This window comes from Aquimarina sp. AU119 (assembly GCF_900312735.1).
In the GTDB taxonomy this organism is placed as follows: domain Bacteria; phylum Bacteroidota; class Bacteroidia; order Flavobacteriales; family Flavobacteriaceae; genus Aquimarina; species Aquimarina algiphila.
On record NZ_OMPF01000001.1, the window covers coordinates 631811 to 654541 of the forward strand.

A 22731-nucleotide genomic window follows, 5' to 3' on the forward strand; every position below is an offset into this window, starting at 1 on the left:
TATGGTAGACATCACACATAAAACATCAACATTAAGAATTGCAACTGCTCAAGCTATTGTTAAGGTTAGTAAACCAGAAACTATAGAAGCTATAGAAAAAGGCACTGTACCCAAAGGAGATGTATTTGCTATGAGTAAAGCTGCCGGTTTACTGGGTGTAAAAAAAACACCCGAGTTACTTCCTGATTGCCATCCACTACCAATAGAATATACTGGTATCGAGTATACCATAAACGAACTGGAAATTACAGTTCTGGTTACTATAAAAACCATCTATAAAACAGGGGTTGAGGTCGAAGCCATGCATGGGGCAAGTGTTGTAGCCCTAAACATGTATGATATGCTAAAACCTATTGATAAAGGCGTAGAAATTCATCATATCAAACTCCTTGATAAAAAAGGAGGAAAATCTGATTATAAAGATAAGTTTAGGAGAGACCTTAAAGCAGCCGTAATTGTATGTTCAGATTCTATTTCTGAAGGAAAAAAAGAAGATAGAGCTGGTAAAGCTATTATAACCAAATTAGAGGCTTGTGAAGTGGATATCATGGATTATATTATCATTCCTGATGAAGCCGAAGTGATACAAGAAAAAGCAAAGTTATATCAGAAACAAGGAGCTGATCTTATCATTTATACCGGCGGTACGGGATTATCCCAACGTGATGTCACTCCAGAGGCTTTAAAACCGTTGTTAAATCGAACTATCCCAGGTATTGAAGAAGCTATTCGTAAATATGGACAAGATCGTATGCCTTATGCCATGCTTTCAAGAAGCGTAGCCGGAACTATTAAAAATACATTAGTACTGGCGCTTCCTGGATCTACCAAAGGAGCCAAAGAATCTATGGATTCTATTTTTCCTGAAGTATTACATGTATTTAGAATTTTAAAAGGAGCTAGACATGACTAAGTCAGACGCTGGACATCGCAAACCTGTAGCCACTGATATTCTTACCGATACCTTTGGTAGAAAACATGATTATTTACGTATTTCGCTTACAGAAAGATGTAATCTAAGATGTACCTATTGTATGCCTGCAGAAGGAATCCAGTTATCTCCCAAGGCACACATCATGACCTATGAAGAAATCTACACTATCGCCAAAGAATTTGTAGATCTGGGAGTTACAAAAATTCGCTTAACAGGTGGAGAACCTTTGGTACGTAAAGATGCTGCTCTAATCATGGAAAAACTTTCTTCACTGCCCGTACAACTTACTTTGACAACCAATGGCGTTATTGTAGATAAGTTTATTGATCACTTCAAAAAATGTGGGATTACAACACTTAATGTTAGTCTTGATTCTTTAGATGCTAATAAAAACTCAGAAATCACTCGCAGATCTTATTTTGAAAAAGCATATCAAAATATTATTCTTCTAGTTAAGGAAGGATTTAATGTGAAGGTAAATTGTGTTTTGATGAAAGGCTTTAATGATAATGAAGTTATCGATTTTATCAATCTTAGTAAAGATTTACCCATACAAATTCGTTTTATAGAATTTATGCCTTTTGATGGTAATAAGTGGAATATGGATAAGCTAGTTTCGTTACAGGAAATTCTTAATCAAGTGCATTCAAATTTTGAAAAAGATGACATTATAAAATGTAAAGATGCGCCAAATGACACTACAAAAAGTTATCAAATAAAAGGATATCAAGGTACTTTTGCTGTTATAAGCTCTGTAACCAATCCTTTTTGTGATGGTTGTAACAGAATACGACTCACTGCCAATGGTCAAATAAAAAATTGCCTGTTTTCTTCTAAAGAATCAGATCTATTAACACCATTAAGAGAAGGAAAACCTATCTCTCCTATTGTTCAAAAAGCAATACAAGCTAAATTAAAAGTCCGTAACGGAATGGATACCTTAGATAAGTTTAACAAACCTGATTCTCATAATAACCGAAGTATGATTGCAATTGGAGGATAGTACAACGTTATTCTTTCTAATTCCCTAAATATCAACATTAATATTACTATTTTCTATATCCTTCTGTAAGTATCCCTTTACATTGTACGACAATATAAAAAAGGGAAAACATGAAAAAAAGTATAAGTATATTCGTTTTTGTAGTAGGAATGGTTTTTTATGGGAACGCTCAAGATTTAAATAATGTACCAACTCAACACATCAATCAGTTAACTGATGGATGGCATAAATTCACCTCTCAAGGAGCTGCTTTTGATGTAGAAGTTGCATTTGGAAAATTAGTTAAAGGTAATATTCTATGGTTTGACTCTACTAAATATTCTGGTAGTTTTTATAACAATAAGATTTCAGGAAAAGGCACATACACATGGTCTAACGGCGATTACTATGAAGGAAGTTTTAAGAATAATCAACGCCATGGGAAAGGAACTATGCATTGGTCAAATGGTTCAAAATATAGTGGTAAGTGGAAGAAAAATCAAAAAAATGGAAAAGGAAAATTATACGACAATAACGGAGCAGTAGTAAAGGAAGGTGTGTGGGAGCAAGATCTTTATGTCGATACCAGCGAATAATAATACATTCATTTTACCATACAGACCGAGTTGACGTTTCCCTTGAAATCGTATTCTTTTACAGGGTTATCAGGGTCTTCCATCCATTTGCCATCAACAATAAATTTATAATGATGTTTGCCTCCAGACAGCATCAGAGTATCTGCCCAACCATTCTTGGTTCTAGTCATTTTATATTCTCCTTCTGACCAATTATTAAATGAACCCGCAATAATAACTTGTTGAGCATCCAGGAAACCATTAAGAATAAATTTTGCAGGTGCTTTTATGTCTATTAAGGAGTTGTATCCACTAAATTCGTTAATCGTTTTTCTAGGATTATCGGGATCTTCTATCCAATCTCCATCAACAATAAATTTATATTGATACTCTCCAGGTCTTATTTTTAATGTTAAAGTCCAGCAGTCCTCGTTCTTAGTCATCCTAAATAAATCTTCATTCCATTTATTAAAACTACCACTTAAAATTACTTTTCTTGCAGTATCATATCCATTAAGTGTGAATGTTATATTTCCATTTTTATCAGGGTATGCGGTATAAAATTTTAGATTATAAGATCGCAACCTATATCCATTTTTATAAGCTCTAACCGCATTACCATCTCTTTTTGAAGGCTCTGCCCAATAGGCATTGTTGATTACAAATTTAAATTCCCAAGAAAACTCATCAGTAAAATCACTTAATTTTTTTCTGAGTTCATATTTATTTTCATCAACTTTGGTCATCTTCCATTTATACTTTGACCAATTGTTAAATTTTCCTGAGACCACAACATTTTGTATATCCAAATCTTCAAAATCAAGTATACTTCCATGATGATCAGTGGTTGCTTTTTCATAATCTCTTTTATCAAAAGAAAATATCAATTCTTCTCCTTCTATGCGATATCCTTTAAAGGGTTCGGTCTGAGCATAGGAATACTTGCTTACAAGTGCAAGGATTAAAAAAATGCTATATAGTATATTCCTTTTCAATTTCGTACTAATGGATACTTTACAAAGTACAGTTTTTCTTTTTGATAATTAATAATAGTTCTTTTTTGTTGAAAGAATTCATACCCTAAAACTCCATCCAGTTCGGTTCCAAAAGCTTCTTTCATTGCATTTAAATTAGTCAATATCGTATTCATTGGTCCAAAATAAACGGTTTCGCTTAGTTTTACGCGAAATAATTTCCCTGCCATCACTTCAATCTTATGATCACTGGCTCCTAATAAAACCAATCGTTTCTTTGGATAAAAATTTTTAAGTGCTTTTCTTCCTATTTTTTTATTGATTTGGTTAAATTCTGCAGCAGTATCCAATCCAAATTTAACATTTTGATCACCAATATAACCATTTAACACAATAGTATGTTTTCTTAATTTAAAATCAATACTATCCACAATTTTCTCGGCATATACATGTTGATCCAATTTAGTTCCAAATTCATCAACCTTTGTTAGCGTAATTTGATTTAGATGCATATCTACAAATACTTCATAATCTTTTAGAATACTAAATCCTATAATTCCTAACAGGTTCATTTTTTTAGTTTTCTCAATATGAGATAAATCAACAATATCAGATGTTTTATTTTTTAAATTAAAATTTTGAAGAATAAATTCTTTTACATTTTGCTCGAACGTATCGTCCATCACTGAAATAACTCCAGAAGTTTGCTTTTTTCTTGAAAGATGTTGATACTGAACAGGAAAATGAACTTCGTTAAGCATCAGGGTTTCTGAACCAGTATCAATAATAAAATTTCCTTTTTTTTGAAGTAATTCTGCTTCTACAACAATAAGTCGATCAATAAGTTTAAAAGGGATTCTAGCTGTATATTCATTTAGAATCTCAGCTTTTGGGAAGGTAATTTTATTCTTCCCCAGAAAAAACTCAGGCACATTCTCTCCGGCAAAAATACCAGTGATACTAATCAAATAGAATATAGTACCTAATAGAATCTTTCTCATATATATAAGACCAATAGGGATGACATTCGTTACACCTTTTCTCTATTTAAAACCAAGTTTAATATAAAATTAAGAACGTATGCTTTAGGTTCTATTATGACCAATATCATAGTTACTCTATGGTGTCTCATCTATTTTTATACTGATAAATGATATACTTATGAAAAATATACTGCTTCCTACCGATTTTTCTGAAAATGCAAAAAATGCAATTTATTATGCTATGGAACTCTTTAAAAATGAACTCTGTACATTTTATATTCTCAACGTGCAAAAAGCGTCCAATTATACCACTGATGATCTTATGGTTGCCCCAGCTAATACCTCAGTTCATCAATCTGTGATTAGCGATGTAAAAAATAAACTTAATCTCATGGTAGAGCAATTAAAGGAGCAATATCCTCATGAGAACTATACCTTTCACACCATTACCGATTATGATATTTTTATTGATGCTATAAAACAGGCAATTAAATCTAAAGAGATAGATATTATTGTCATGGGAACCAATGGTGCTACAGGCGCTTCAGAAGTTGTTTTTGGAAGCAATACTCTTAATGTAATTCGCAAAATAGATTGTCCTTTAATTGCAATTCCGCAAGGATATACTTTTAAAAAACCTAAAACTATACTATATGCTATAGATGAAAGTGACCACTTTAAAACTGAAGGTATAGAACCATTGATGGATATGGTATTAAAATATAAATCTTCCATACGAATCCTTAAGATTAAAGAAGATGAAACAGTTACAGTTGCTGATTTTGATGATAAAAAACACATGAAGGAATATTTTAAAGACCTTAATCATACGTTTCATTCTATTATCAATGTCCCAACCGCTTTGGCTATTACAAGTTTTGTACAGATTATGAATGTAGACATGACAGCGATGTTTATTCAAAAAGAAACTTTTTTAGAACGTTTTTTTAAGGGTTCAGAAACTTCTAAAATAAGTTATGGAACCCGAGTTCCTTTGATGGTTATGCATCATTGATATATTCTCTTATCTGCTATTTATGTTCTTTTATTATACTTGTTTATTTTTTTTAAATATTTTAGAGGAAATAGTCAAATTCGCATAATAGATGTTATTATACTTTATCATCTCGCTCTATATCCTAATCGGAATTTTTATCATTGTTAGGTTACTTCTTAACGGGATGCGTCCTACCAAAACATTGGCTTGGTTACTTGCAATCTTTACCATTCCTGTCGGAGGAATGTTCTTATACCTGATGTTAGGTCGAAATCGAAGAAAAAACAAGTTATTTGAACTTAGGCATACTCCAAAAATAACTTCATACATCAAAAAAGCTTTAGATCAATATTCTCCAATAACTGAAGAAGAATACGAAGAACATCACAAGATGATTTCTTTAATTACTAAAAATTCCTATTTTTCTCCATGTACAGGAAATGACTTAAAGCTTCTTAAAAATGGAAGAGCTACTTTTCAGGCAATATTCAATGCATTAGAAAAAGCTGAGCATTTTATCCACTTGGAGTATTATATTTTTGAAGAAGGTGAATTGACCAATGGTCTTTTTGAACTTTTTAGAAAAAAAATAAAAAACGGAGTAAAAGTTCGTATTCTTTATGATGGGATAGGAAGTAGATCTCTGAGCAAAAAATATATTAATAAGCTTAAGCATATAGGAGTAGAAATTCATAAATTCTTGCCTATCCGCTTTGGTAAATTTTTATCCTCGATAAACTATAGGAATCATCGTAAAATCATAGTTATTGATGATGAAATTGCCTTTACAGGAGGGATAAATGTATCTGACAAATATGTTAATGGAGATCCTGATCTTGGAGCCTGGTACGATATGCATTTACAATTAAAAGGACCTATCGTACATAATCTCCAGGCCATATTTGCTATGGACTGGTATTTGGTGAGTGGGGATGATGAAATATTAGATATTTCATATTTCCATCCTCATAAAAAAACAGACGGCTCTACTGCTCAAATCGTACATAGTGGACCAGATTCTGATTTTTCTGCCACACAACAGATGTATTTTTCTATAATCAATGAGGCCAAAGAATATGTTTATATCACCAACCCTTATATCATTCCTGGAGAATCTATTTTGGATGCATTAAAAGTAGCTTCTCTAAGCGGGGTCGATGTAAGATTATTACTTTCAGACAAATCTGATAATATAATTGTTAAGTGGTGTATCAGATCTTATTTTGAAAGATTATTACAAGCTGGAGTAAAGATTTATTTATTCCCAAAAGGTTTTTTACATAGTAAAACTGTTGTTGCCGATAATACGATATCATCTGTGGGTACAACCAATCTGGATGTTCGAAGTTTTGAACAAAATTATGAAGTTAACGCAGTAATCTACGATGATTCCTTTGCAGTAGCTCTCAAAAATGATTTTTTAAATGATTGTAGTAAAAGTATTCGACTTAACTATGATACCTTTGTATTAAGACCTTGGCATGAAAAACTTAAAGAAGGAGTTGCTAAGATCTTTAGTCCTATTTTATAATTGTATATAATTTCTATAATGAAAACATCTAAGAATATAGGATTGGTATTATCTGGCGGAGGGTTTAAGGGTGTTGCCCATATTGGTGCAATTCAGGCAATACAAGAAGCCGGAATCAAACCTAATTACATCTCAGGAACCAGTGCTGGAGCAATAGTAGGCTCGTTATATGCCGGAGGATATTCTCCTCAGGAAATCAGAAATTTCTTTCAAAAAACATCCATATTTAATTTTAACAGGTTCACCCGTAAAAAAGCAGGGTTCTTAGATTCTGAAAAATTTCATGATGACCTTGAGAATTTTTTCCCTGAGAATTCTTTTGAAGCTTTACCTAAAAAACTTTTTGTTACCGCCACAAATTTAATAGAAGGAACAGTAGAAGTATTTGATAAAGGAGAATTAATCAAACCTATATTAGCCTCTGCCGCTTTCCCCGGAGTTTTTACTCCTATAATGATCCAAGATCAACTTTATGCCGATGGTGGTATTCTTGATAATTTCCCGGTATCACCACTTATGAAACATTGTGATATGATTATTGGTGTAGATGTATCTCCTATTAAAAAACCCAAGATTTCAGATTTTAAACACTCCTATAATGTAATGCAACGTGCCTACTACCTTAGGGCAATGCCAAATGCCGAAATCAAATTTAAACACTGTGATATTATAATTCAACCAAAGCAATTAGTCAATCACGGAATCTTTAACAGCAGCAGTATGGATAAAGTATATGCTCTGGGATATGAAGAAGCTCAATTACAATTAGAATTATTTCTAAAGAACAGAAAAAATGATTCAGGAAATTAAAAATAATTATGGTCATCTTTTTGAAGAAGAGCTTCTACAGGAAATCAACAATGTAGCTACTTTTAAAGAAGTACCAGAAGGTTTTGAGCTTATTCGACCGGGAAGCTATATAACCGCTATGCCTTTAATTCTTAATGGAGCTATTAAAATTCTTAGAGGAGATACTGATGGCGATGAGTTATTATTGTACTTCTTAGAACGTGGAGACACATGTGCTATGACCTTATCTTGTTGTTTAGGACATCATAAAAGCGAAATTAAAGCTGTTGCTGAGACCAATGCTAGATTGGTTATGATTCCAGTAGAAAAAATGGAAGAATGGACTGCAAAATACAAATCCTGGAGAGCTTTTGTATTTGAAAGTTATCATAAAAGATTAATAGAAGCCATTGAGACTATTGATAGTATTGCTTTCCTTAAAATGGATGATAGACTACTTAAATATCTTAAAGACAAAACAAAAATCAACCAAACCAATATCATTAATAATACTCATCAGCAAATTGCATATGATTTACATACATCAAGAGTTGTAATTTCAAGATTACTTAAAAAGCTTGAGCAAAACGGTATCGTAAAACTGAATAGAAATACGATTGAAATAGTACACTTCTGAACCTATGTAACAATTGTTACCGTATTGCAATAATAATTCCCTTATTTTTGACCAATAAATAATAAAGAACTAGTTTTTCCTTATAAAATTGAGGAAAGCTCAAAATAGAACACATGAAAATAGAACAAATATATACAGGATGTCTTGCACAAGGAGCTTATTACATCGAAAGTAATGGTGAAGTAGCTATTATAGATCCTTTAAGAGAAGTACAACCTTATATAGAAAAAGCTCAGGAAGATAATGCAAAAATTAAATACATCTTCGAGACACATTTTCATGCTGATTTTGTAAGTGGTCATGTTACTTTGGCAAAAGAGACTGGTGCAAAAATTATATACGGTCCTAACGCAAATACTTCTTTTGAAGCCATTATCGCTAAAGATGGACAAGAGTTTAAACTTGGAGATATCACTATTATAGCACTACATACTCCTGGGCATACTATGGAGAGTACCACATATCTTCTTAGAGATATAAACGGGAAAGATCATGCTATTTTTAGTGGAGACACATTATTTCTTGGTGATGTTGGACGTCCTGATCTTGCGCAAAAAGCGGCTCATTTAACACAAGAAGAATTAGCAGAGACCCTTTATGATAGTTTAAGAACTAAAATTATGCCTCTAGCTGATGATGTCATCGTTTATCCTGCTCATGGTGCTGGTTCTGCATGTGGTAAAAACATGATGAAAGAGACTGTGGATACTCTTGGTAATCAAAAGAAAATGAATTATGCACTGCGATCCGATATGACCAAAGAGGAATTTGTAAAAGAAGTTACAGATGGATTGTTGCCTCCTCCTTTATATTTTCCGCTAAATGTGAAAATGAACAAAGAAGGGTATACTGATATCGGAGACGTTCTAGAACGAGGAACAAAACCGTTATCCCCAAAAGAGTTTGAAAATTTAGCTAATGAAACCGGAGCTATTGTTCTTGATGTAAGACATCAAAACGAATATGTAAAAGGGCATATCCCCAGGTCTATATTTATAGGAATAGATGGTGGATTTGCTCCATGGGTTGGTGCTTTAATAGCCGATGTACAACAACCTATTTTATTGGTAACACCAGAAGGTAGAGTAGAAGAAACAATTACTCGATTATCAAGAGTAGGTTTTGATCATACTCTTGGGTATCTAGAAGGTGGTTTTGAAGCTTGGAAAGCATCTGGAGCCACATACGATACCATAACATCTATTTCTGCTTCTGAATTTAAAAACAGAATGGAGAATCAGGAACTTCCTGTCTTTGATGTACGTAAAGAAAGTGAATTTGTCGCAGAACATATAGATAATGCGCATAATTCTCCTTTAGATTTTATCAACGATTATTTAGCTCATTTCCCAGAAAACCAACCCTTTTATGTACATTGTGCAGGAGGATATCGTTCTGTAATTGCTGCATCAATAATAAAAAGTAGAGGTATACATAATTTAATTGATGTTGCAGGAGGATTTAAAGATATCAAAGAAGTTGGTATAAAAACTACAGAGTATGTGTGTCCTTCGACTTTGAAATAAATTAAAAATACGTGCAATGTAACATTTGTTACTGATAACTCCCCTGAGTTTTAATTTCTTTACTTCAAAATATTGCTTATGAATTGGATTTATCAACCTTGGCCTTGGTATATATCAGGACCATTAATTGCATTAGTATTGTTCCTATTACTAATGGTTGGAAAAGGATTTGGGATGTCCTCCAATCTAAGAACCATGTGTACCCTATGTGGTGCAGGAAAAACAACTGATTTTTTTAAGTTTGATTGGAAAACTCAACGATGGAATCTTTTGGTCGCTTTGGGAACAATCATTGGAGGGTTTATTGCTACCAATTTTTTATCTAATGATACAGCTGTATTAATGAATCCTGAAGTCATAACTGATCTTCAATTTAAAGGATTCATAGATGCTGGTAATGCTTACATGCCAGATTTTCTATTTTCTAACGAAATACTAACTGATCCAAAAGGAATTTTACTGCTTATAATTGGTGGTATATTAGTAGGTTTTGGAGCCAGGTATGCAGGAGGGTGCACCTCTGGACATGCTATCTCGGGGTTAAGCAATTTACAACTGCCCTCACTAATTGCGGTCATTGGCTTTTTTATTGGTGGATTGGTTATGATACATATTATTTTTCCTTTAATATTTTAAACATATGCGTTCAATTATATATTTATGTATCGGTATTTTCTTCGGAATTGTTTTATTCAAATCCGAAGCTGCTTCTTGGTTTAGAATTTATGAAATGTTTCAATTTGGATCTTTTCATATGTATGGCATCATTGGTTCTGCAGTTGGTTTAGGTATAGTAGTCACCCAATTTATAAAAAGATATAAGGTCAAATCCTTTTATGGAGATAACATTACTATCTTACCAAAAGACAAAAGTTTTAAGAGATACATGTATGGCGGAATAATTTTTGGGTTAGGGTGGGCTCTAGCCGGTGCATGTCCTGGTCCTATGTTTGTGCTTTTAGGAGCTGGTTATTTACCAATTTTCATTGTAATTATCTCAGCCATTTTAGGTACTTTTTTATATGGAGTGTTAAAAGCAAAACTACCCCACTAACTCCAATGTCAGTTCATTTTTACCAGGTTCATTGCGCTCCCAACAATTGATATTATAAAAAGTGGTTTCTGCAATATTAGTCAATGCTTCTTTTGTAAGAAATGCTTGATGGGGAGTAAGTAATACATTGGGATGATCAATAAGACGTTTTAATATGGGATCATCGAGTTTATCCTTAGAATGATCATAGAAAAAAACACCTCTTTCATGCTCATAAACATCTGCTCCATACCCCCCAATCCTTTTTGAGTCTAGTGCCTCCAATATATCTTGAGTGTACACCACTGCACCTCTTGCAACATTAACAAGCAACACCTCTCTTTTCATATGATTAATATAATTTACATCAATAAGATAGTGTGTCTCGGTAGTAAGCGGCATACTTAAAAATATTACGTCAGATTGTTTGCATAGGTCTTCTAACTCCACATATGTTACTTGGTATTTTTCCTTTAATTCTTGATTTTCATAAATATCATTGGCAATGATCTTACAATTAAATCCATGCATTATTTTAGCAATTACCGTTCCTATTCTACCTGTTCCTACAATACCAATTGTTTTTTTATTAAGATCAAATCCCACCAAGTTACTTACCGAGAAATTATAGTTTTTTACTTGATCATTAGCCTGTATCAATTTACGATTAAGACTTAACAATAATGCAACCGCATGTTCTGCTATTGCCTCTGGGGAATATCCGGCAGCATTAGCAACCTTTATTCCTAATTTCTTAGCCACGATAAGGTTTACATTATCAAATCCTGTAGAGCGCAGTGCAACATGTTTAACTCCGAAATCTTTTAATCTTTCTAATACTCTAGAGGATCCATTATCATCAGAAGAAATTGCTATGGCATCAAAACCAATAGCCAACCTAGCTGTTTCACAAGAAAGCTGCTCTGGTATGTATTTTATTTGATGTGTTTCATTGTTTGCTTTTTCCAGAAAGGGAATTTCAAAATCTTTAGCACTATATATCAATACCTTCATCTGTCATTTCTTCAATAATTAATAATTGTTGCCCTTTTAACGCCCATACCAGTACTTTAACATAATCGCTTACGGCTTTCTTAATATTTTCTGGCTCTGTAATATCTATTGATCCCTTCCAAATTAATTCTCTTTCTTTATCTGGGCAAATACAGTACAGGGATGATTCTGCATGAAAAATTTGATATGCAGAATAATAATCTTCATCATAATAAATATCTTGATTTTCATAATAATCGTCTCTAAAACTATCAAATGTCTTATCAAGATTTCTATATGCTTTTACCACCGTGACTTTATCTTCAACTCCAAGTACTTTGGAAAGTAAAATAGCGTCAAAACCTTTTTCAATAAGCTGAGACTCAAGGCTCATCACTTCTGTTTCGGTCTTGGGAGAATTGGTGAAAGATTTTTCAAAATAATCTAAACTCTTTACTGCTTTAACCCCGTTTTTTTTCAGTTCTCCTGCAAGTTTCTTCTCGAATACTTTTCTTGCATTTTCATCTGGAGTAATACCTATTACCAGCACCTTTTGCGCTTCAAACGTATCGATATCAGGATTTTTCCAGTTTTCAACCAGTTCACTTGATGTACAAGCACTAAATAATCCGGTAATTATTAAAAGAGAAAGATACAGTTTGTTCATGTTTTCTAAATTGGTTTTTACTTTATAAGTTTATCTAATCGTTCTGTTACAATACTTGTATACTCAGATGTTTTTTCTAGAATAGATTCTCCCGATATAACATCTACTTCTTCGAGAGCAATATTGCTACTCCCTACTGTAGATAGGATGATAAGTTTATCTAATTGATCCGGGTGTTCTTCTATAAATTTTTTAATATTAAGCGGTGGACTGCCATACTCCCAAGAATTAATGATCACTATGGCGTCCCATTTATCAATATTTACAGTAAAAAAAGTATATGCATCGATTACTTTAAAATGAATATCATCTTTTTTATAATGTTTTAAAATCCCTTGTACTAGTGAATCTTTAAATCTACTACCTTGTGATGCTATCAAAACTTTAGTTTGTAGACTAGACTGATTAACTTTTAAAGGAATCACAGTATCCATACTATACTTATATTCATACCATATCCAATATCCAGCAAAAAGAATAAAAATCAGGATGAGTATTTTTCTAACAACTCTCATCAAAAATTAACTTAATAATCGTTTTTGTTTCCCTAGTTTCATTATCATTTTAATCAGGTCAAAAATCTTTCTTTTCAATACTTTGTAATCATTAAGGTAGATATTTACTATTATGGTCAATTCTCTATGATCTTCTTTATATTGCTTTTCTTTTTTGGGTTGATCGATACCGTCCATCAGTATTGTTAATTCATTATGATGGTTGATTATTTTTTTTAGAAGCGGATCGATTTCTTTTCTTTTAGTAGATAATTCATTAACGATATCTCTACTTTTTTCAAAAGTTTTTTCAGAGATTAATTCTATAGTATGGTTTTTAATAAGTTCGTCTAGAAAATGTTGTTCATCCTTAATAAACTTAAGTTCTAAAACCCATTGAATAGAAGTTTCATGCAACTCTTCGGGACTTCGCCATTCTATATATTTTACATTTGGTTGTTTTGGTTTCATGATATCTTATTTTTTTAAGGAATATTAAAAAACAGAGGATAATGCCCCTATTATCCTCTGTTTTTGTTATTGAGGTTAATCGATCTCAATTACCTTTTTTGGTTGTTCTTTTGCTTCTTCTCTCTTTATGAGATTAAGGGTAAGAATTCCATTTTTGTACGTGGCTTTTACATCTTCATTTTGGTTTACACTGGCAGGTAATTGTAGTTTTCTGTCAAATTCATTGTAACTAAATTCTCTGCGTGTATATCCTTCCTCTTCTTCTACCTCTTCTTTTCTTTTTTTTGCACAAATGTGTAGCATTTCATCTTCCATAGTTATTTCAATATCTTTTTTTGAAAAACCAGGAACCGCGAGTTCAATTTCAAAATCATCCTTGTTCTCTTTTACATTCATTGCAGGAAGCTTTCTATCTCTTACAAAAAAATCATCTGCAAAAAAATCTTCGGTATCTAACCAATTGGATACTCGATCATTTACCCAAGGAAATCTGTTTTTGTTAAATTTAATTAATGACATAACGTTAAGGTTTAATAGAGTTATTATATCCAAAGTTAAGTTGACAACAATCATATTAAAATGATAATTATCAGTTTATTAGTTTTTAACTTTACTTTTTATTCTTTCTTAAAATGCCACCAGCATAGCTAAAAACTTCTGATTTTAATTTTCTAAAGTTTTTGTAAAAATCTCGTAATTTATCTCTTAATGATTCATGATTCTTATTGTAAAAATGATCGCAGGAAATCGTATCGCACTCCATCATACCACCCAATTGATTTTCATGCTTTTTTATTTGATCATTAAACTCTTCTAATATCAATTCTATCTTTTCTATTTCTAGTCTAAATTCATGTAATCGTTCAAAAAGATTTGGCGTGGTGGGTTCGAACACATAAGAATTTAGTAATTGATTAATAAAAAGTATTTCATCTTTGATAAAACAAAGGCTTGACTTCCATTCTAAAACATCAAAATGTATATTCTTAAGTTCTTTTTCTAAAATTGTATTTGGTTCTGCTGTCATTTTTCTTGGTTTTTAAAGTCAAAAAAAGGTAACCAAATTTAGGCATGTAGAAAATGATAATTATCAGATTTAATAACTTCCTCTCCTAATGACTATTTATAGTTTCCCGGCTGTTTAAAAGTGATCCCTGTCAGTATAAAGTTCCTCCCTGCAGTATTTTATCCTTTCCCCGAAGTTCTTTTTGTTTCCCTGGGACATCGAGATAGCTTCCCGGGAGGTTTTTTGGTTTTTCTGGAGGGTTAAGCCCCTTTCTCCGGATGCTGGGAATTATATTTTATATAGCGGGACAATACCTTATGCTTCTGGGAGAAGAAAAAAATCAATAACCTCGAAGCAAACTTAGGGAATTAGCCCTTCGATGAGGAATTAAACCATGATTTCTATAATCTCGTGTAACTTAGGGATATGAGGTTTCCAACGATAAGTATCTTGTATTTTTACCCGTAATGCATTTGCTGCAGAAGCTTCTCCATGTATCAGAAAAACTTTTTCGGGAATGTTCCTGATCTCCCGCATCCATTCTAATAATTCTTGCTGATCTGCATGAGCAGATAGGCTTTCTATTTGATGTATTTTTGCATTTACCTGATAATATTTTCCAAATAACTTAACCTCATGAGTTCCTTCTTGCAATAATCTTCCTCGAGTACCTTCTGCTTGATAACCAACTAACAAAATTGAAGTATTAATTCGATCTATCAGTTGCTGCAGATAAGTAAGTACTCTTCCTCCTGTAACCATACCACTACCCGCAATAACAATTTTGGGGTGGGAGTTATCAATAATCTCCCATGTTTCTCTATATGAGGTCACAATGGTACTATGATGGCAAGCTGCATAATACTCATTTATAGGAACTTTATGCCAGTCGGGAAAACGTTCAAAAACAGAAAGTACATTATTCCCCATGGGACTATCTACATAAACTGGTACATTAGGGATTCTGTTTTTTTGATATAATTTCCATAATATGTACATCAGTGTTTGTAAACGTTCTACTGCAAATGATGGAATAATTAACGTTCCTCTGTTATGCAAAGTCTCATTAATCAAAGTAATCAGTTTTTCTTCTATGTCATCATTGGGATGACGCTTATTACCATATGTACTTTCTATAAAAAGAAAGTCTGCCCAATCGGGTTTTTCTGGAGCTCGAAGCAACACATCATTATTTCTTCCTATATCACCAGAAAACACAAAGATTTTACCATGAATATCTAATTCTATAAAAGTTGACCCAATAATATGACCATTATACCGAAACCTATATTTTATATCTGTTGATAGTGGAATCCATATATCTTTTTCAACGCTTTTAAAGCGTTGTATTGTTTTTTCTGCATCCTTCTGTGTATAAAAAGGTAATGCTGGATGATGTTTTGAGTATTTTTCTTCATTTGCTTTTTCTGCTTCTTCCTCATGTATCTTTGCGCTGTCTTTTATTATAATTTCTGAAATTGCCAAAGTTGGTGCAGTAGCAATAATATCCCCGGTAAAACCTTGTTTTATTAACCGAGGGAGGTAACCTGTATGATCCAAATGCCCATGGGTAAGAAGCACAACATCAATACCACAGGCCGCAATAGGTAAATTTTTCCAGTTTAATTCACGTAATTCTTTTACCCCCTGAAACATTCCACAATCAATCAAAATATTATACTGAGGTGTTTCAATATAAAACTTGGATCCAGTAACGGTACCTGCAGCACCCAAAAAATGAATTCGAACTAGTGGCATAGAAGTTTTTTTTACTCATTACATAACATTTCAATCTCATTAAGAATCTTCTTTTTTCGCTGCTCAGAAATACCCAAATGATCTAAATAGAAAACATCACCTGTTAATTGTTTACACAACACCACATCTCTGCTTAATAGAAATTGTTTTTCTCGATTGGTTAATAATGTAGAAACCGTTATAGGGTATAATCGTAAACGATCTATTCTATCTTTAAGACTGTTTTTTTCTGGATAATCCCAACTTAGCAAGTACAACCCCATACATTCTCCATATTGAATTGCATCTTTTGTAAATCGTGTATTAGTTACCACCCAACCTTCTTTAAGAGTTGTTTTGTTTTTATTTTTATTTAGTGTTTTGATATCTTGAAATCGAGATTGTATGTATAGTGGAACTTTTACATTACAATTACGTCCTTCTTCACCATGAAATTTGCACTCTATTAGCAGGTAATCATCATTCTTATCGGCTACTATATCTACTTCATGAGATACACAATTACCCTGAATAATTTGTCCAACCCTCACCTGGTAACCAGAATATTTCAATATTGCTGCAACAAAACGTTCAAAAGGAAAACCTGTTGGCCCTAATTCATAAATTGCTTTCTTGAGTTTATATTTTGAAGCAAAAACAGATTTCTTCTTTTTAAGTAAAGCAAAAGCCCGATTATAAATTTCTTTAGTAGAAATTCCTTGATATAATTCATCTCGAACAACATCTAGAATATATGCTATCGCTTTATCATCGGCTCCACTTCGTTGCAAAGATTTACGAAGCTTATGCAGTGAAAACTTAACCTTTTCACCAGTAGATTTTAAAATATCAAAATCCTGGTTTTGCATTAAATGTTTATTAATTATGGTTAAAAAGCACTCTTAAACTTATTAAAATAATCTCTTACCAAAGCTTTGGTTTGGTTGTCGGTCATACTATCTGCAATAAGGACATCTTTTACTTTTTTGGCAACATCTTTATAATTATCATTTAATTCTTTATTAAATCTATCTCTGGCCTCTGCTGGTCCAAAAATGACAATCCTGTCTGCATCCTGTATTAACGGAACTATCGTTTTAACATATGCTCTAAATTGGTGTTTTTCTCGCTCTAAATATTTACTATCCTGTACTACATCCTGGGGTCCTCCTTTAAGTCGTGTTCCCGAACCACCATGTATACGATAATTCTCAATTTCTGACGGAATGGTTGTCATATCTTCACTTTCTTCTTTTACAGAAATAATATGAGCTTTTTCTTTATCTATCCAGATTCCTAAATTTTTCATTTGTTCTTTTTTTATTGTTTTTTAATTTCTTAAATCATGTAATGCCAATACAGGTACTTTAGAATGATGGCCTAAATCCTTGACCATTGGTCTGGAGAAAATACTCCCAAAAAAGCTGTGTTTTCTATTAAAAAAGATCACCATATCACTTTCTCTACTTTCTACAAAACACCGTACTCCAGATTTAACATCGATACTATGAAGTGTATGAAAATTATGTTTTAAGTTTTCAAAATATTCTTTTAATAATCGTTTATTACTTTTCTGGTCTTCTGTCAAATCTTCTCCATGAGAAATGTGTAATATGCGTAATTCGGCATTACTCATTTGCACAACATCAATAAGAGTTTGTAATTCTCTTCTTTTATAATTCATCTTATAATCTGTGGGAAATACAATTTCTTTCAATGCTCTATAATCTGCTTCATCTGGTATTGCCATTACAGGACAGTTTCTTGATTTCTCCATAACAAGAACAGTATTACTCCCATAAATAACCTCGCTGGCATTAGTTGTTCCTTTTGTGCCCATGATGATCATTTCTATATCCTGTTTTTCTACAATATCTTTGATGGCATCCAATATTCCATTAAACTGTGATACCATAAAAAACTTGTGATTGGGATAATCATCTCTAAAACTTAGTCTTTCCAAAATTTTACTTAATCCCTTCTCTGATTTATCTCTGGCTTCATCATAAAGCTTTTCTCCCGGTTCTGGAACCATCATACTTTCTAAAGCATAACCGGTAGCATTAAAGGCGTTAAGCACATAAAAATCACAAGCCTCATTTTTATAAAGCTCTAAAGCATATACTATAGCATTCCATGCATTTTTTGAAAAATCGGTAGGTAATAAAATCTTCTTTTTCATCAGTTAGGTTTTTTATTATTAGTGTTGTAAATGTATAGGTATACTTAGATGAATACTATGATAATTATCAGCTTGATGCTGGCATGACTAAAAAAGGAATAGTCAAACGAAAGCCTATTTTTTTGATTACGGCTTCTCTGGTTATACTTTCTATAAAACCATGTTTATAATGAAGCATAGATAACATATCAATCTTCATTTCATCAATAAATTCATTGATGACTCTTGATTTTTGATCGAACTTAGAAACCCAATGCATATTATATTTAACCTCTTTAAGATGTTCTTTTAGTTGTTTAAAATTACGTTCTTGGATTTCATCTAGTTGTTCTTTTTCATGAATATGTACAACTCTAATTTTGGAGTCAAATAACGATGCTATATCTATAAGCGGTTTTAGTTCCTCTTTGCTTTTAGAACGGCTTAAATCTGTTGCAAAAGCTATTTCTTGTGGTATCTTAAAATCAAATTCATCTGGAATTGCTAATATGGAACAACCTCTAATTTTCTGTATAGCTCTTACGGTATTACTACCCATTAAAACCTCTTTAGCACCACTGGCTCCTTTGGTGCCCATCACGACCAAATCAATGCTTTTACTTTTTACGGTTTTGTTAATGGTTTCAGAGAGTTTTTTAGAAACTGAAATCATCTCAAATGTATGATTCAGATCTTCTGTATCTCTTGTTATTGCATGAAAAGTCTCAGTAAGTTTTTCCCGCGACTCATTACTTAATTCCTTATATAGCTTTTCTCCTTTACTTGTATTTAATCTACTAGTCAAAACAGGTGTTTCGACACTAAATGTATTTAGAATATAAAAATGACAAGCCTCATTTTTAAAAAGCTTTGTAACGTAGCAAAGTGCACTATATGCATTGTTAGAAAAATCGGTAGGAACAAGTATTTTTTTCATAATCTTTAGTTTTATCATATAGGACATAAAACTATCTCCAAAACACAAAAAATACTATGATAATTCTCAGGAATACCCTTAAAATTTCATTATTTTTTTGTTATTACGTCCTCTTCAGAAAATGTAGTTTCGGTGTTTTCAAAATTGAATTCGTGAGGAACGGCCAAAACTGGACAACATTTGATTTTTTGAATGATGTTTGATGTATTACTCCCCATAAAAAAACCTTTGGCACCAGTTGCTCCTTTGGTTCCCATCACGATAAGGTCTATTTTTCTTTGTTTTACAGTTTCTTCAATCACTTCATGAAGTTTTTTTGCGGTACAAATTGTTTCAAAAACATGTCCAAAATCTTCAGAATCTCGAACAATAGAATGGAATGTTTCTTCTAATTTTTCCTTAGACTCTTTTCTTATTTGTTCATCTCCAATACTCGTATCAATAATACCTGTAAAAAGTGGAATTTCTACATCACCAGCATTCAAAATATAAAATTGACAAGCTTCATTCTTAAACAAACGTGTAGCATAGTAAAGAGCACTGTATGCATTATCAGAAAAATCGGTAGGAACAAGTATTCGTTTCATGATATTTACTTTAAAATTATAGCATAAAATTATACTCAATTCATTAGAAATAATATGATATTTATCAGTCATCAGAAGGAATAACCAAAAAAGGAATATTGGTATGAAATGTCATTTTTTTAATCACTGGTTCTTTGGTTAACCGTTCTATAAAACTATGTTCATAATTGATCATAATAAGGAGGTTAATCTCCAATTCTTCAATACACGCCTGAATAGCCTTTTCTGTTGTTGAAAAATCTGAAATAACATGAAAATCATAGTTAACCTTCTTAAAATACTGCTCTAACGTATTCGAATTGTAATGTTGTATATTATCTAGTCCAGGTTGATCATACACATGGATCATTCTAATGGTTGCATTATGATTTTTTGCAAAATCAAGTATAGGTGAAATCTCTGCTTTATGATACAATCGCTTAAAGTCTGTTGCAAAAGCTATTTCTGAAATCTTCTCAAAATATACATCCTCAGGAACAACCAAAATTGGACAGTTGGATATGTTCTTAATCACTTTCTGCGTATTACTTCCCAAAAAAGCTTCCTTTACACCCGTTGCTCCTTTGGTTCCCATAACGATCATATCAAAAGAATATAATTGTATCAGTCTATTTATAGTATCTAATAAAGAACCTGATTTAGAAATTGTTTTGAAATTATGTTCCAAACCCGGTTTAGAGTTTTGAATATCATCTAATATCATTTTCAATCCTTGTTCAGATTCTACCTTAATTCCTTGGTAGAAACGACCAATCCGCTGAGAACTTACTGTTGTTAATAGTTGTACCGGGTTGAGCTCATATGTATTTAACAGGTAAAACTCACAGGGAACATCTCTATATGCCTCGATCGCATACAATATGGCATTCCATGCATTATCAGAAAAATCAGTCGGAATTAGAATTCGTTTCATACGTTTCATCACTTTATAAATTATGATTGCATTCTTTTTTCTGAAGGAATTACTAAAAACGGAATATTAGTATGATAAGCAACTTGGTTAATAACAGGTTTAAATAATAGATTTTCAAAAAAGGAATGTTTATTATGGATCATTACCAATAAATTGATTTTATACTTTTTCTGAAAATCTTCTACGGCTTCTAGTACATCCATTCCATCGGCAATATGAAAAACATGAGCGTTATCTTTAAAATATATATCAAGAAAATCCTTAACTTTTTGCTGATCATCATTTAAGGGTACTCCATAATATGCATTTAAAATATTAAGTCTACATATATGCTTATCGCATATTTCTTTTATCAATGGCAGAAATGCATTATTTACATTAAAATTATAATCTGTTGGAAACAAAACATCTTTTGGCGCTTCAAATTCAAAATTAGAAGGAACCGCAATAACAGGACATTTTACTTTTTTGATAGTGTACATTGTATGTGTCCCTATAAATATTTCTTTGGCACCAGTAGCTCCTTTTGTACCCATTACAATAAGATCAATAGCATACTTTTCTAGCACTTCCTCAATTTCGCCGATCAACGTATTAAAAGCTGATAATCTAACAAAACTATGTTTTGGATTATCAAATTCTGCCCTAATTTTCTCCTCGGTTCGTTTAATATCACGTTTAGAATTTACCATTGCTACATCCTCTAGTCCATATAATGTTGGATTTTCGATAAGATATCCTGCATGATAAGATACTGGGGTGAATGTATTGAGAAGATAAAAAGTAACTTCCTCATGTTTAAAAAAATGCATTGCATATCTGATTGCATTAAATGCATTGTCAGAAAAATCGGTAGGTAACAAAATTTGTTTCATCTTATGTATGTATTAGTTGTTCAAACCTGTACTGATAAAATCTGTCTTAAGATCGTTTTAAATTCTGCATAGCTAAAAATGGAATTTTAATATGTAATCCTATTTTATCGATAGTAGACTGATATAAAATATTCTCCAGATAAGAATGTCTTGAGTTTACCATCACCAAAAAGTCTATCTCGTTCTTCTCTATAAATCCATTAATTGCATTGGTAAGGTTTTTTGCATCTTCTCTATGAAATACCAATTCTATATCTGGTAATGAATCCAATATGAATGCCTTATTATCTTCTTGCCTTATTGAAAGTTTATCATAATCTGAAACATATAGAAAATTGATAACAGATCTAAAACTTTTAGTTAATGTACTTAACAGCTTTAATTCTCTTCTTTTAAAGGGTAAAAGATAGTCTGTGGGAAATAAAATATTCTTTGGTTGTTGGTATTTACAATTACTGGGAATTGCCAATAAAGGGCATTTTACATATTTAAGCACCTGTAAGGTATTACTTCCAAAAGTAAGTTTTCTATCATCTGTTTTGCCTCTGGTACCCATAATGACAATATCTATATTTTCCTTATCCACCAAATCATTTGCTTCATCAACCAGACTTCCAAATACTGGTAAAGCAATATATTTATGTCGTGGATTTGGAGATATTTCTTCTAATGTAGACAACGTACTATGTAATGCAACACTAGAGTTCTTATATGCCGTTTCTTTTAGTTCTTCAAAAACATCTCTGGACACCTGAGTGTTATTCTCATACACCTCATCGGCGTACGCATTTAAAATAAAAAACTCACATCGCTCATACTTAAAAAGTTCAACAGCATATTGTAAAGCATTCATTGCATTTTCTGAAAAATCTGTAGGGATTACTATTTTTCTCATTTGGTTCTTTTTTATGACATAGTGCATTCAAAAC

General features: G+C 32.2%; 27 protein-coding genes. 10 read left to right on the plus strand and 17 right to left on the minus strand.

Annotated features, from left to right (window positions below):
• The first annotated feature begins 1 nt into the window (after position 1).
• The 3 genes from moaCB (at position 2) to DK442_RS02660 (ending at position 2512) form a co-directional block, all read left to right on the plus strand.
• Positions 2-913, plus strand: a complete 912-nt coding sequence (moaCB, locus tag DK442_RS02650; protein WP_109434279.1) for a bifunctional molybdenum cofactor biosynthesis protein MoaC/MoaB — start codon at positions 2-4, stop codon at positions 911-913.
• The gene (gene moaA / locus DK442_RS02655; RefSeq protein ID WP_109434280.1) at positions 906-1937 is read left to right on the plus strand and encodes a GTP 3',8-cyclase MoaA; all 1032 of its coding nucleotides are present in this window, start codon (positions 906-908) and stop codon (positions 1935-1937) included. Before moaCB ends, moaA begins: the two co-directional genes overlap by 8 nt.
• A 110-nt stretch (positions 1938-2047) precedes the next feature.
• Positions 2048-2512 (plus strand): hypothetical protein, encoded by a 465-nt coding sequence (locus DK442_RS02660; RefSeq protein WP_109434281.1) that lies wholly within the window; start codon positions 2048-2050, stop codon positions 2510-2512.
• Positions 2513-2520: 8 nt separating this feature from the next.
• On the opposite strand, the gene DK442_RS02665 is transcribed toward DK442_RS02660, so the two are convergent.
• Together DK442_RS02665 and DK442_RS02670 are read right to left on the minus strand one after the other, a co-directional pair.
• Positions 2521-3486 (minus strand): glycogen-binding domain-containing protein, encoded by a 966-nt coding sequence (locus tag DK442_RS02665; RefSeq protein WP_109434282.1) that lies wholly within the window; start codon positions 3484-3486, stop codon positions 2521-2523.
• Positions 3483-4466 (minus strand): hypothetical protein, encoded by a 984-nt coding sequence (locus tag DK442_RS02670; RefSeq protein WP_109434283.1) that lies wholly within the window; start codon positions 4464-4466, stop codon positions 3483-3485. Before DK442_RS02670 ends, DK442_RS02665 begins: the two co-directional genes overlap by 4 nt.
• A gap of 160 nt (positions 4467-4626) precedes the next feature.
• Between DK442_RS02670 and DK442_RS02675 the strand changes: the two genes are divergently transcribed.
• From DK442_RS02675 to DK442_RS02705, 7 genes are all read left to right on the plus strand, one after another.
• Entirely contained in the window at positions 4627-5463 is an 837-nt protein-coding gene (locus tag DK442_RS02675) for a universal stress protein (RefSeq protein ID WP_109434284.1), read from the plus strand.
• Between the two features lie 91 nt (positions 5464-5554).
• On the plus strand, positions 5555-6976 hold the full coding sequence (gene cls / locus DK442_RS02680; protein ID WP_109434285.1) for a cardiolipin synthase: 1422 nt from the start codon (positions 5555-5557) through the stop codon (positions 6974-6976).
• A gap of 18 nt (positions 6977-6994) precedes the next feature.
• Positions 6995-7786: a patatin-like phospholipase family protein gene (locus tag DK442_RS02685; protein WP_109434286.1), complete on the plus strand. Its 792-nt coding sequence runs from the start codon at positions 6995-6997 to the stop codon at positions 7784-7786.
• Positions 7770-8402 carry a Crp/Fnr family transcriptional regulator gene (locus DK442_RS02690; protein ID WP_109434287.1) on the plus strand — a complete coding sequence of 211 codons (633 nt, stop codon included), beginning with the start codon at positions 7770-7772 and terminating at the stop codon, positions 8400-8402. Before DK442_RS02685 ends, DK442_RS02690 begins: the two co-directional genes overlap by 17 nt.
• 113 nt (positions 8403-8515) lie before the next feature.
• A complete protein-coding gene (locus DK442_RS02695; RefSeq protein WP_109434288.1) occupies positions 8516-9928 on the plus strand; it encodes a rhodanese-like domain-containing protein in 1413 nt (470 codons plus the stop codon).
• Positions 9929-10006: 78 nt separating this feature from the next.
• On the plus strand, positions 10007-10564 hold the full coding sequence (locus DK442_RS02700) for a YeeE/YedE family protein (RefSeq protein ID WP_109434289.1): 558 nt from the start codon (positions 10007-10009) through the stop codon (positions 10562-10564).
• A gap of 4 nt (positions 10565-10568) precedes the next feature.
• A complete protein-coding gene (locus DK442_RS02705) occupies positions 10569-10982 on the plus strand; it encodes a DUF6691 family protein (RefSeq protein ID WP_109434290.1) in 414 nt (137 codons plus the stop codon).
• Here DK442_RS02705 and DK442_RS02710 read toward each other — a convergent pair.
• The 15 genes from DK442_RS02710 to DK442_RS02780 all read right to left on the minus strand — a co-directional run bounded on the left by DK442_RS02710 (position 10971) and on the right by DK442_RS02780 (position 22697).
• Positions 10971-11975 (minus strand): 2-hydroxyacid dehydrogenase, encoded by a 1005-nt coding sequence (locus tag DK442_RS02710; RefSeq protein ID WP_109434291.1) that lies wholly within the window; start codon positions 11973-11975, stop codon positions 10971-10973. The two genes, DK442_RS02705 and DK442_RS02710, sit on opposite strands and share 12 nt — an antisense overlap.
• A complete protein-coding gene (locus DK442_RS02715; RefSeq protein WP_109434292.1) occupies positions 11956-12621 on the minus strand; it encodes a hypothetical protein in 666 nt (221 codons plus the stop codon). The genes DK442_RS02710 and DK442_RS02715 overlap by 20 nt, the downstream gene beginning before the upstream one ends.
• 17 nt (positions 12622-12638) lie before the next feature.
• On the minus strand, positions 12639-13136 hold the full coding sequence (locus DK442_RS02720; RefSeq protein WP_109434293.1) for a hypothetical protein: 498 nt from the start codon (positions 13134-13136) through the stop codon (positions 12639-12641).
• A 6-nt stretch (positions 13137-13142) separates the two neighbouring features.
• Positions 13143-13586, minus strand: coding sequence for a hypothetical protein (locus DK442_RS02725; protein WP_109434294.1), 444 nt, complete (start codon positions 13584-13586; stop codon positions 13143-13145).
• 75 nt (positions 13587-13661) lie between these two features.
• Positions 13662-14105, minus strand: a complete 444-nt coding sequence (locus DK442_RS02730; RefSeq protein ID WP_109434295.1) for an Hsp20/alpha crystallin family protein — start codon at positions 14103-14105, stop codon at positions 13662-13664.
• A 91-nt stretch (positions 14106-14196) separates the two neighbouring features.
• Positions 14197-14613 (minus strand): hypothetical protein, encoded by a 417-nt coding sequence (locus DK442_RS02735; RefSeq protein WP_109434296.1) that lies wholly within the window; start codon positions 14611-14613, stop codon positions 14197-14199.
• A 366-nt stretch (positions 14614-14979) separates the two neighbouring features.
• Positions 14980-16350: an MBL fold metallo-hydrolase RNA specificity domain-containing protein gene (locus tag DK442_RS02740; protein ID WP_109434297.1), complete on the minus strand. Its 1371-nt coding sequence runs from the start codon at positions 16348-16350 to the stop codon at positions 14980-14982.
• Between the two features lie 11 nt (positions 16351-16361).
• On the minus strand, positions 16362-17198 hold the full coding sequence (locus DK442_RS02745; protein WP_109434298.1) for a restriction endonuclease: 837 nt from the start codon (positions 17196-17198) through the stop codon (positions 16362-16364).
• A 20-nt stretch (positions 17199-17218) separates the two neighbouring features.
• Positions 17219-17638 (minus strand): hypothetical protein, encoded by a 420-nt coding sequence (locus DK442_RS02750; RefSeq protein ID WP_109434299.1) that lies wholly within the window; start codon positions 17636-17638, stop codon positions 17219-17221.
• Between the two features lie 21 nt (positions 17639-17659).
• On the minus strand, positions 17660-18511 hold the full coding sequence (locus DK442_RS02755) for a universal stress protein (protein ID WP_109434300.1): 852 nt from the start codon (positions 18509-18511) through the stop codon (positions 17660-17662).
• A 67-nt stretch (positions 18512-18578) separates the two neighbouring features.
• Positions 18579-19427, minus strand: a complete 849-nt coding sequence (locus DK442_RS02760) for a universal stress protein (protein ID WP_160114024.1) — start codon at positions 19425-19427, stop codon at positions 18579-18581.
• Positions 19428-19516: 89 nt separating this feature from the next.
• Positions 19517-20014 (minus strand): universal stress protein, encoded by a 498-nt coding sequence (locus DK442_RS02765; RefSeq protein ID WP_109434472.1) that lies wholly within the window; start codon positions 20012-20014, stop codon positions 19517-19519.
• 64 nt (positions 20015-20078) lie between these two features.
• The gene (locus DK442_RS02770; protein WP_160114025.1) at positions 20079-20927 is read right to left on the minus strand and encodes a universal stress protein; all 849 of its coding nucleotides are present in this window, start codon (positions 20925-20927) and stop codon (positions 20079-20081) included.
• 20 nt (positions 20928-20947) lie between these two features.
• Positions 20948-21802 (minus strand): universal stress protein, encoded by an 855-nt coding sequence (locus tag DK442_RS02775; RefSeq protein ID WP_109434303.1) that lies wholly within the window; start codon positions 21800-21802, stop codon positions 20948-20950.
• A 46-nt stretch (positions 21803-21848) separates the two neighbouring features.
• Positions 21849-22697: a universal stress protein gene (locus DK442_RS02780; protein WP_109434304.1), complete on the minus strand. Its 849-nt coding sequence runs from the start codon at positions 22695-22697 to the stop codon at positions 21849-21851.
• Between the last annotated feature and the right edge of the window lie 34 nt (positions 22698-22731).

Coding starts and splice junctions, on each gene's coding strand:
- DK442_RS02745 (WP_109434298.1), bottom strand. CDS start 17,198: ATGCAAAACCAGGATTTTGATATTTTAAAATCTACTGGTGAAAAGGTT.
- DK442_RS02750 (WP_109434299.1), bottom strand. CDS start 17,638: ATGAAAAATTTAGGAATCTGGATAGATAAAGAAAAAGCTCATATTATT.
- moaCB (WP_109434279.1), top strand. CDS start 2: ATGGTAGACATCACACATAAAACATCAACATTAAGAATTGCAACTGCT.
- DK442_RS02675 (WP_109434284.1), top strand. CDS start 4,627: ATGAAAAATATACTGCTTCCTACCGATTTTTCTGAAAATGCAAAAAAT.
- DK442_RS02780 (WP_109434304.1), bottom strand. CDS start 22,697: ATGAGAAAAATAGTAATCCCTACAGATTTTTCAGAAAATGCAATGAAT.
- DK442_RS02690 (WP_109434287.1), top strand. CDS start 7,770: ATGATTCAGGAAATTAAAAATAATTATGGTCATCTTTTTGAAGAAGAG.
- DK442_RS02770 (WP_160114025.1), bottom strand. CDS start 20,927: ATGAAACGAATTCTAATTCCGACTGATTTTTCTGATAATGCATGGAAT.
- DK442_RS02765 (WP_109434472.1), bottom strand. CDS start 20,014: ATGAAACGAATACTTGTTCCTACCGATTTTTCTGATAATGCATACAGT.
- DK442_RS02710 (WP_109434291.1), bottom strand. CDS start 11,975: ATGAAGGTATTGATATATAGTGCTAAAGATTTTGAAATTCCCTTTCTG.
- DK442_RS02660 (WP_109434281.1), top strand. CDS start 2,048: ATGAAAAAAAGTATAAGTATATTCGTTTTTGTAGTAGGAATGGTTTTT.
- cls (WP_109434285.1), top strand. CDS start 5,555: ATGTTATTATACTTTATCATCTCGCTCTATATCCTAATCGGAATTTTT.
- DK442_RS02725 (WP_109434294.1), bottom strand. CDS start 13,586: ATGAAACCAAAACAACCAAATGTAAAATATATAGAATGGCGAAGTCCC.
- DK442_RS02735 (WP_109434296.1), bottom strand. CDS start 14,613: ATGACAGCAGAACCAAATACAATTTTAGAAAAAGAACTTAAGAATATA.
- DK442_RS02760 (WP_160114024.1), bottom strand. CDS start 19,427: ATGAAAAAAATACTTGTTCCTACCGATTTTTCTAACAATGCATATAGT.
- DK442_RS02720 (WP_109434293.1), bottom strand. CDS start 13,136: ATGAGAGTTGTTAGAAAAATACTCATCCTGATTTTTATTCTTTTTGCT.
- DK442_RS02715 (WP_109434292.1), bottom strand. CDS start 12,621: ATGAACAAACTGTATCTTTCTCTTTTAATAATTACCGGATTATTTAGT.
- DK442_RS02685 (WP_109434286.1), top strand. CDS start 6,995: ATGAAAACATCTAAGAATATAGGATTGGTATTATCTGGCGGAGGGTTT.
- DK442_RS02755 (WP_109434300.1), bottom strand. CDS start 18,511: ATGAAAAAGAAGATTTTATTACCTACCGATTTTTCAAAAAATGCATGG.
- moaA (WP_109434280.1), top strand. CDS start 906: ATGACTAAGTCAGACGCTGGACATCGCAAACCTGTAGCCACTGATATT.
- DK442_RS02740 (WP_109434297.1), bottom strand. CDS start 16,350: ATGCCACTAGTTCGAATTCATTTTTTGGGTGCTGCAGGTACCGTTACT.
- DK442_RS02670 (WP_109434283.1), bottom strand. CDS start 4,466: ATGAGAAAGATTCTATTAGGTACTATATTCTATTTGATTAGTATCACT.
- DK442_RS02730 (WP_109434295.1), bottom strand. CDS start 14,105: ATGTCATTAATTAAATTTAACAAAAACAGATTTCCTTGGGTAAATGAT.
- DK442_RS02700 (WP_109434289.1), top strand. CDS start 10,007: ATGAATTGGATTTATCAACCTTGGCCTTGGTATATATCAGGACCATTA.
- DK442_RS02705 (WP_109434290.1), top strand. CDS start 10,569: ATGCGTTCAATTATATATTTATGTATCGGTATTTTCTTCGGAATTGTT.
- DK442_RS02695 (WP_109434288.1), top strand. CDS start 8,516: ATGAAAATAGAACAAATATATACAGGATGTCTTGCACAAGGAGCTTAT.
- DK442_RS02775 (WP_109434303.1), bottom strand. CDS start 21,802: ATGAAACAAATTTTGTTACCTACCGATTTTTCTGACAATGCATTTAAT.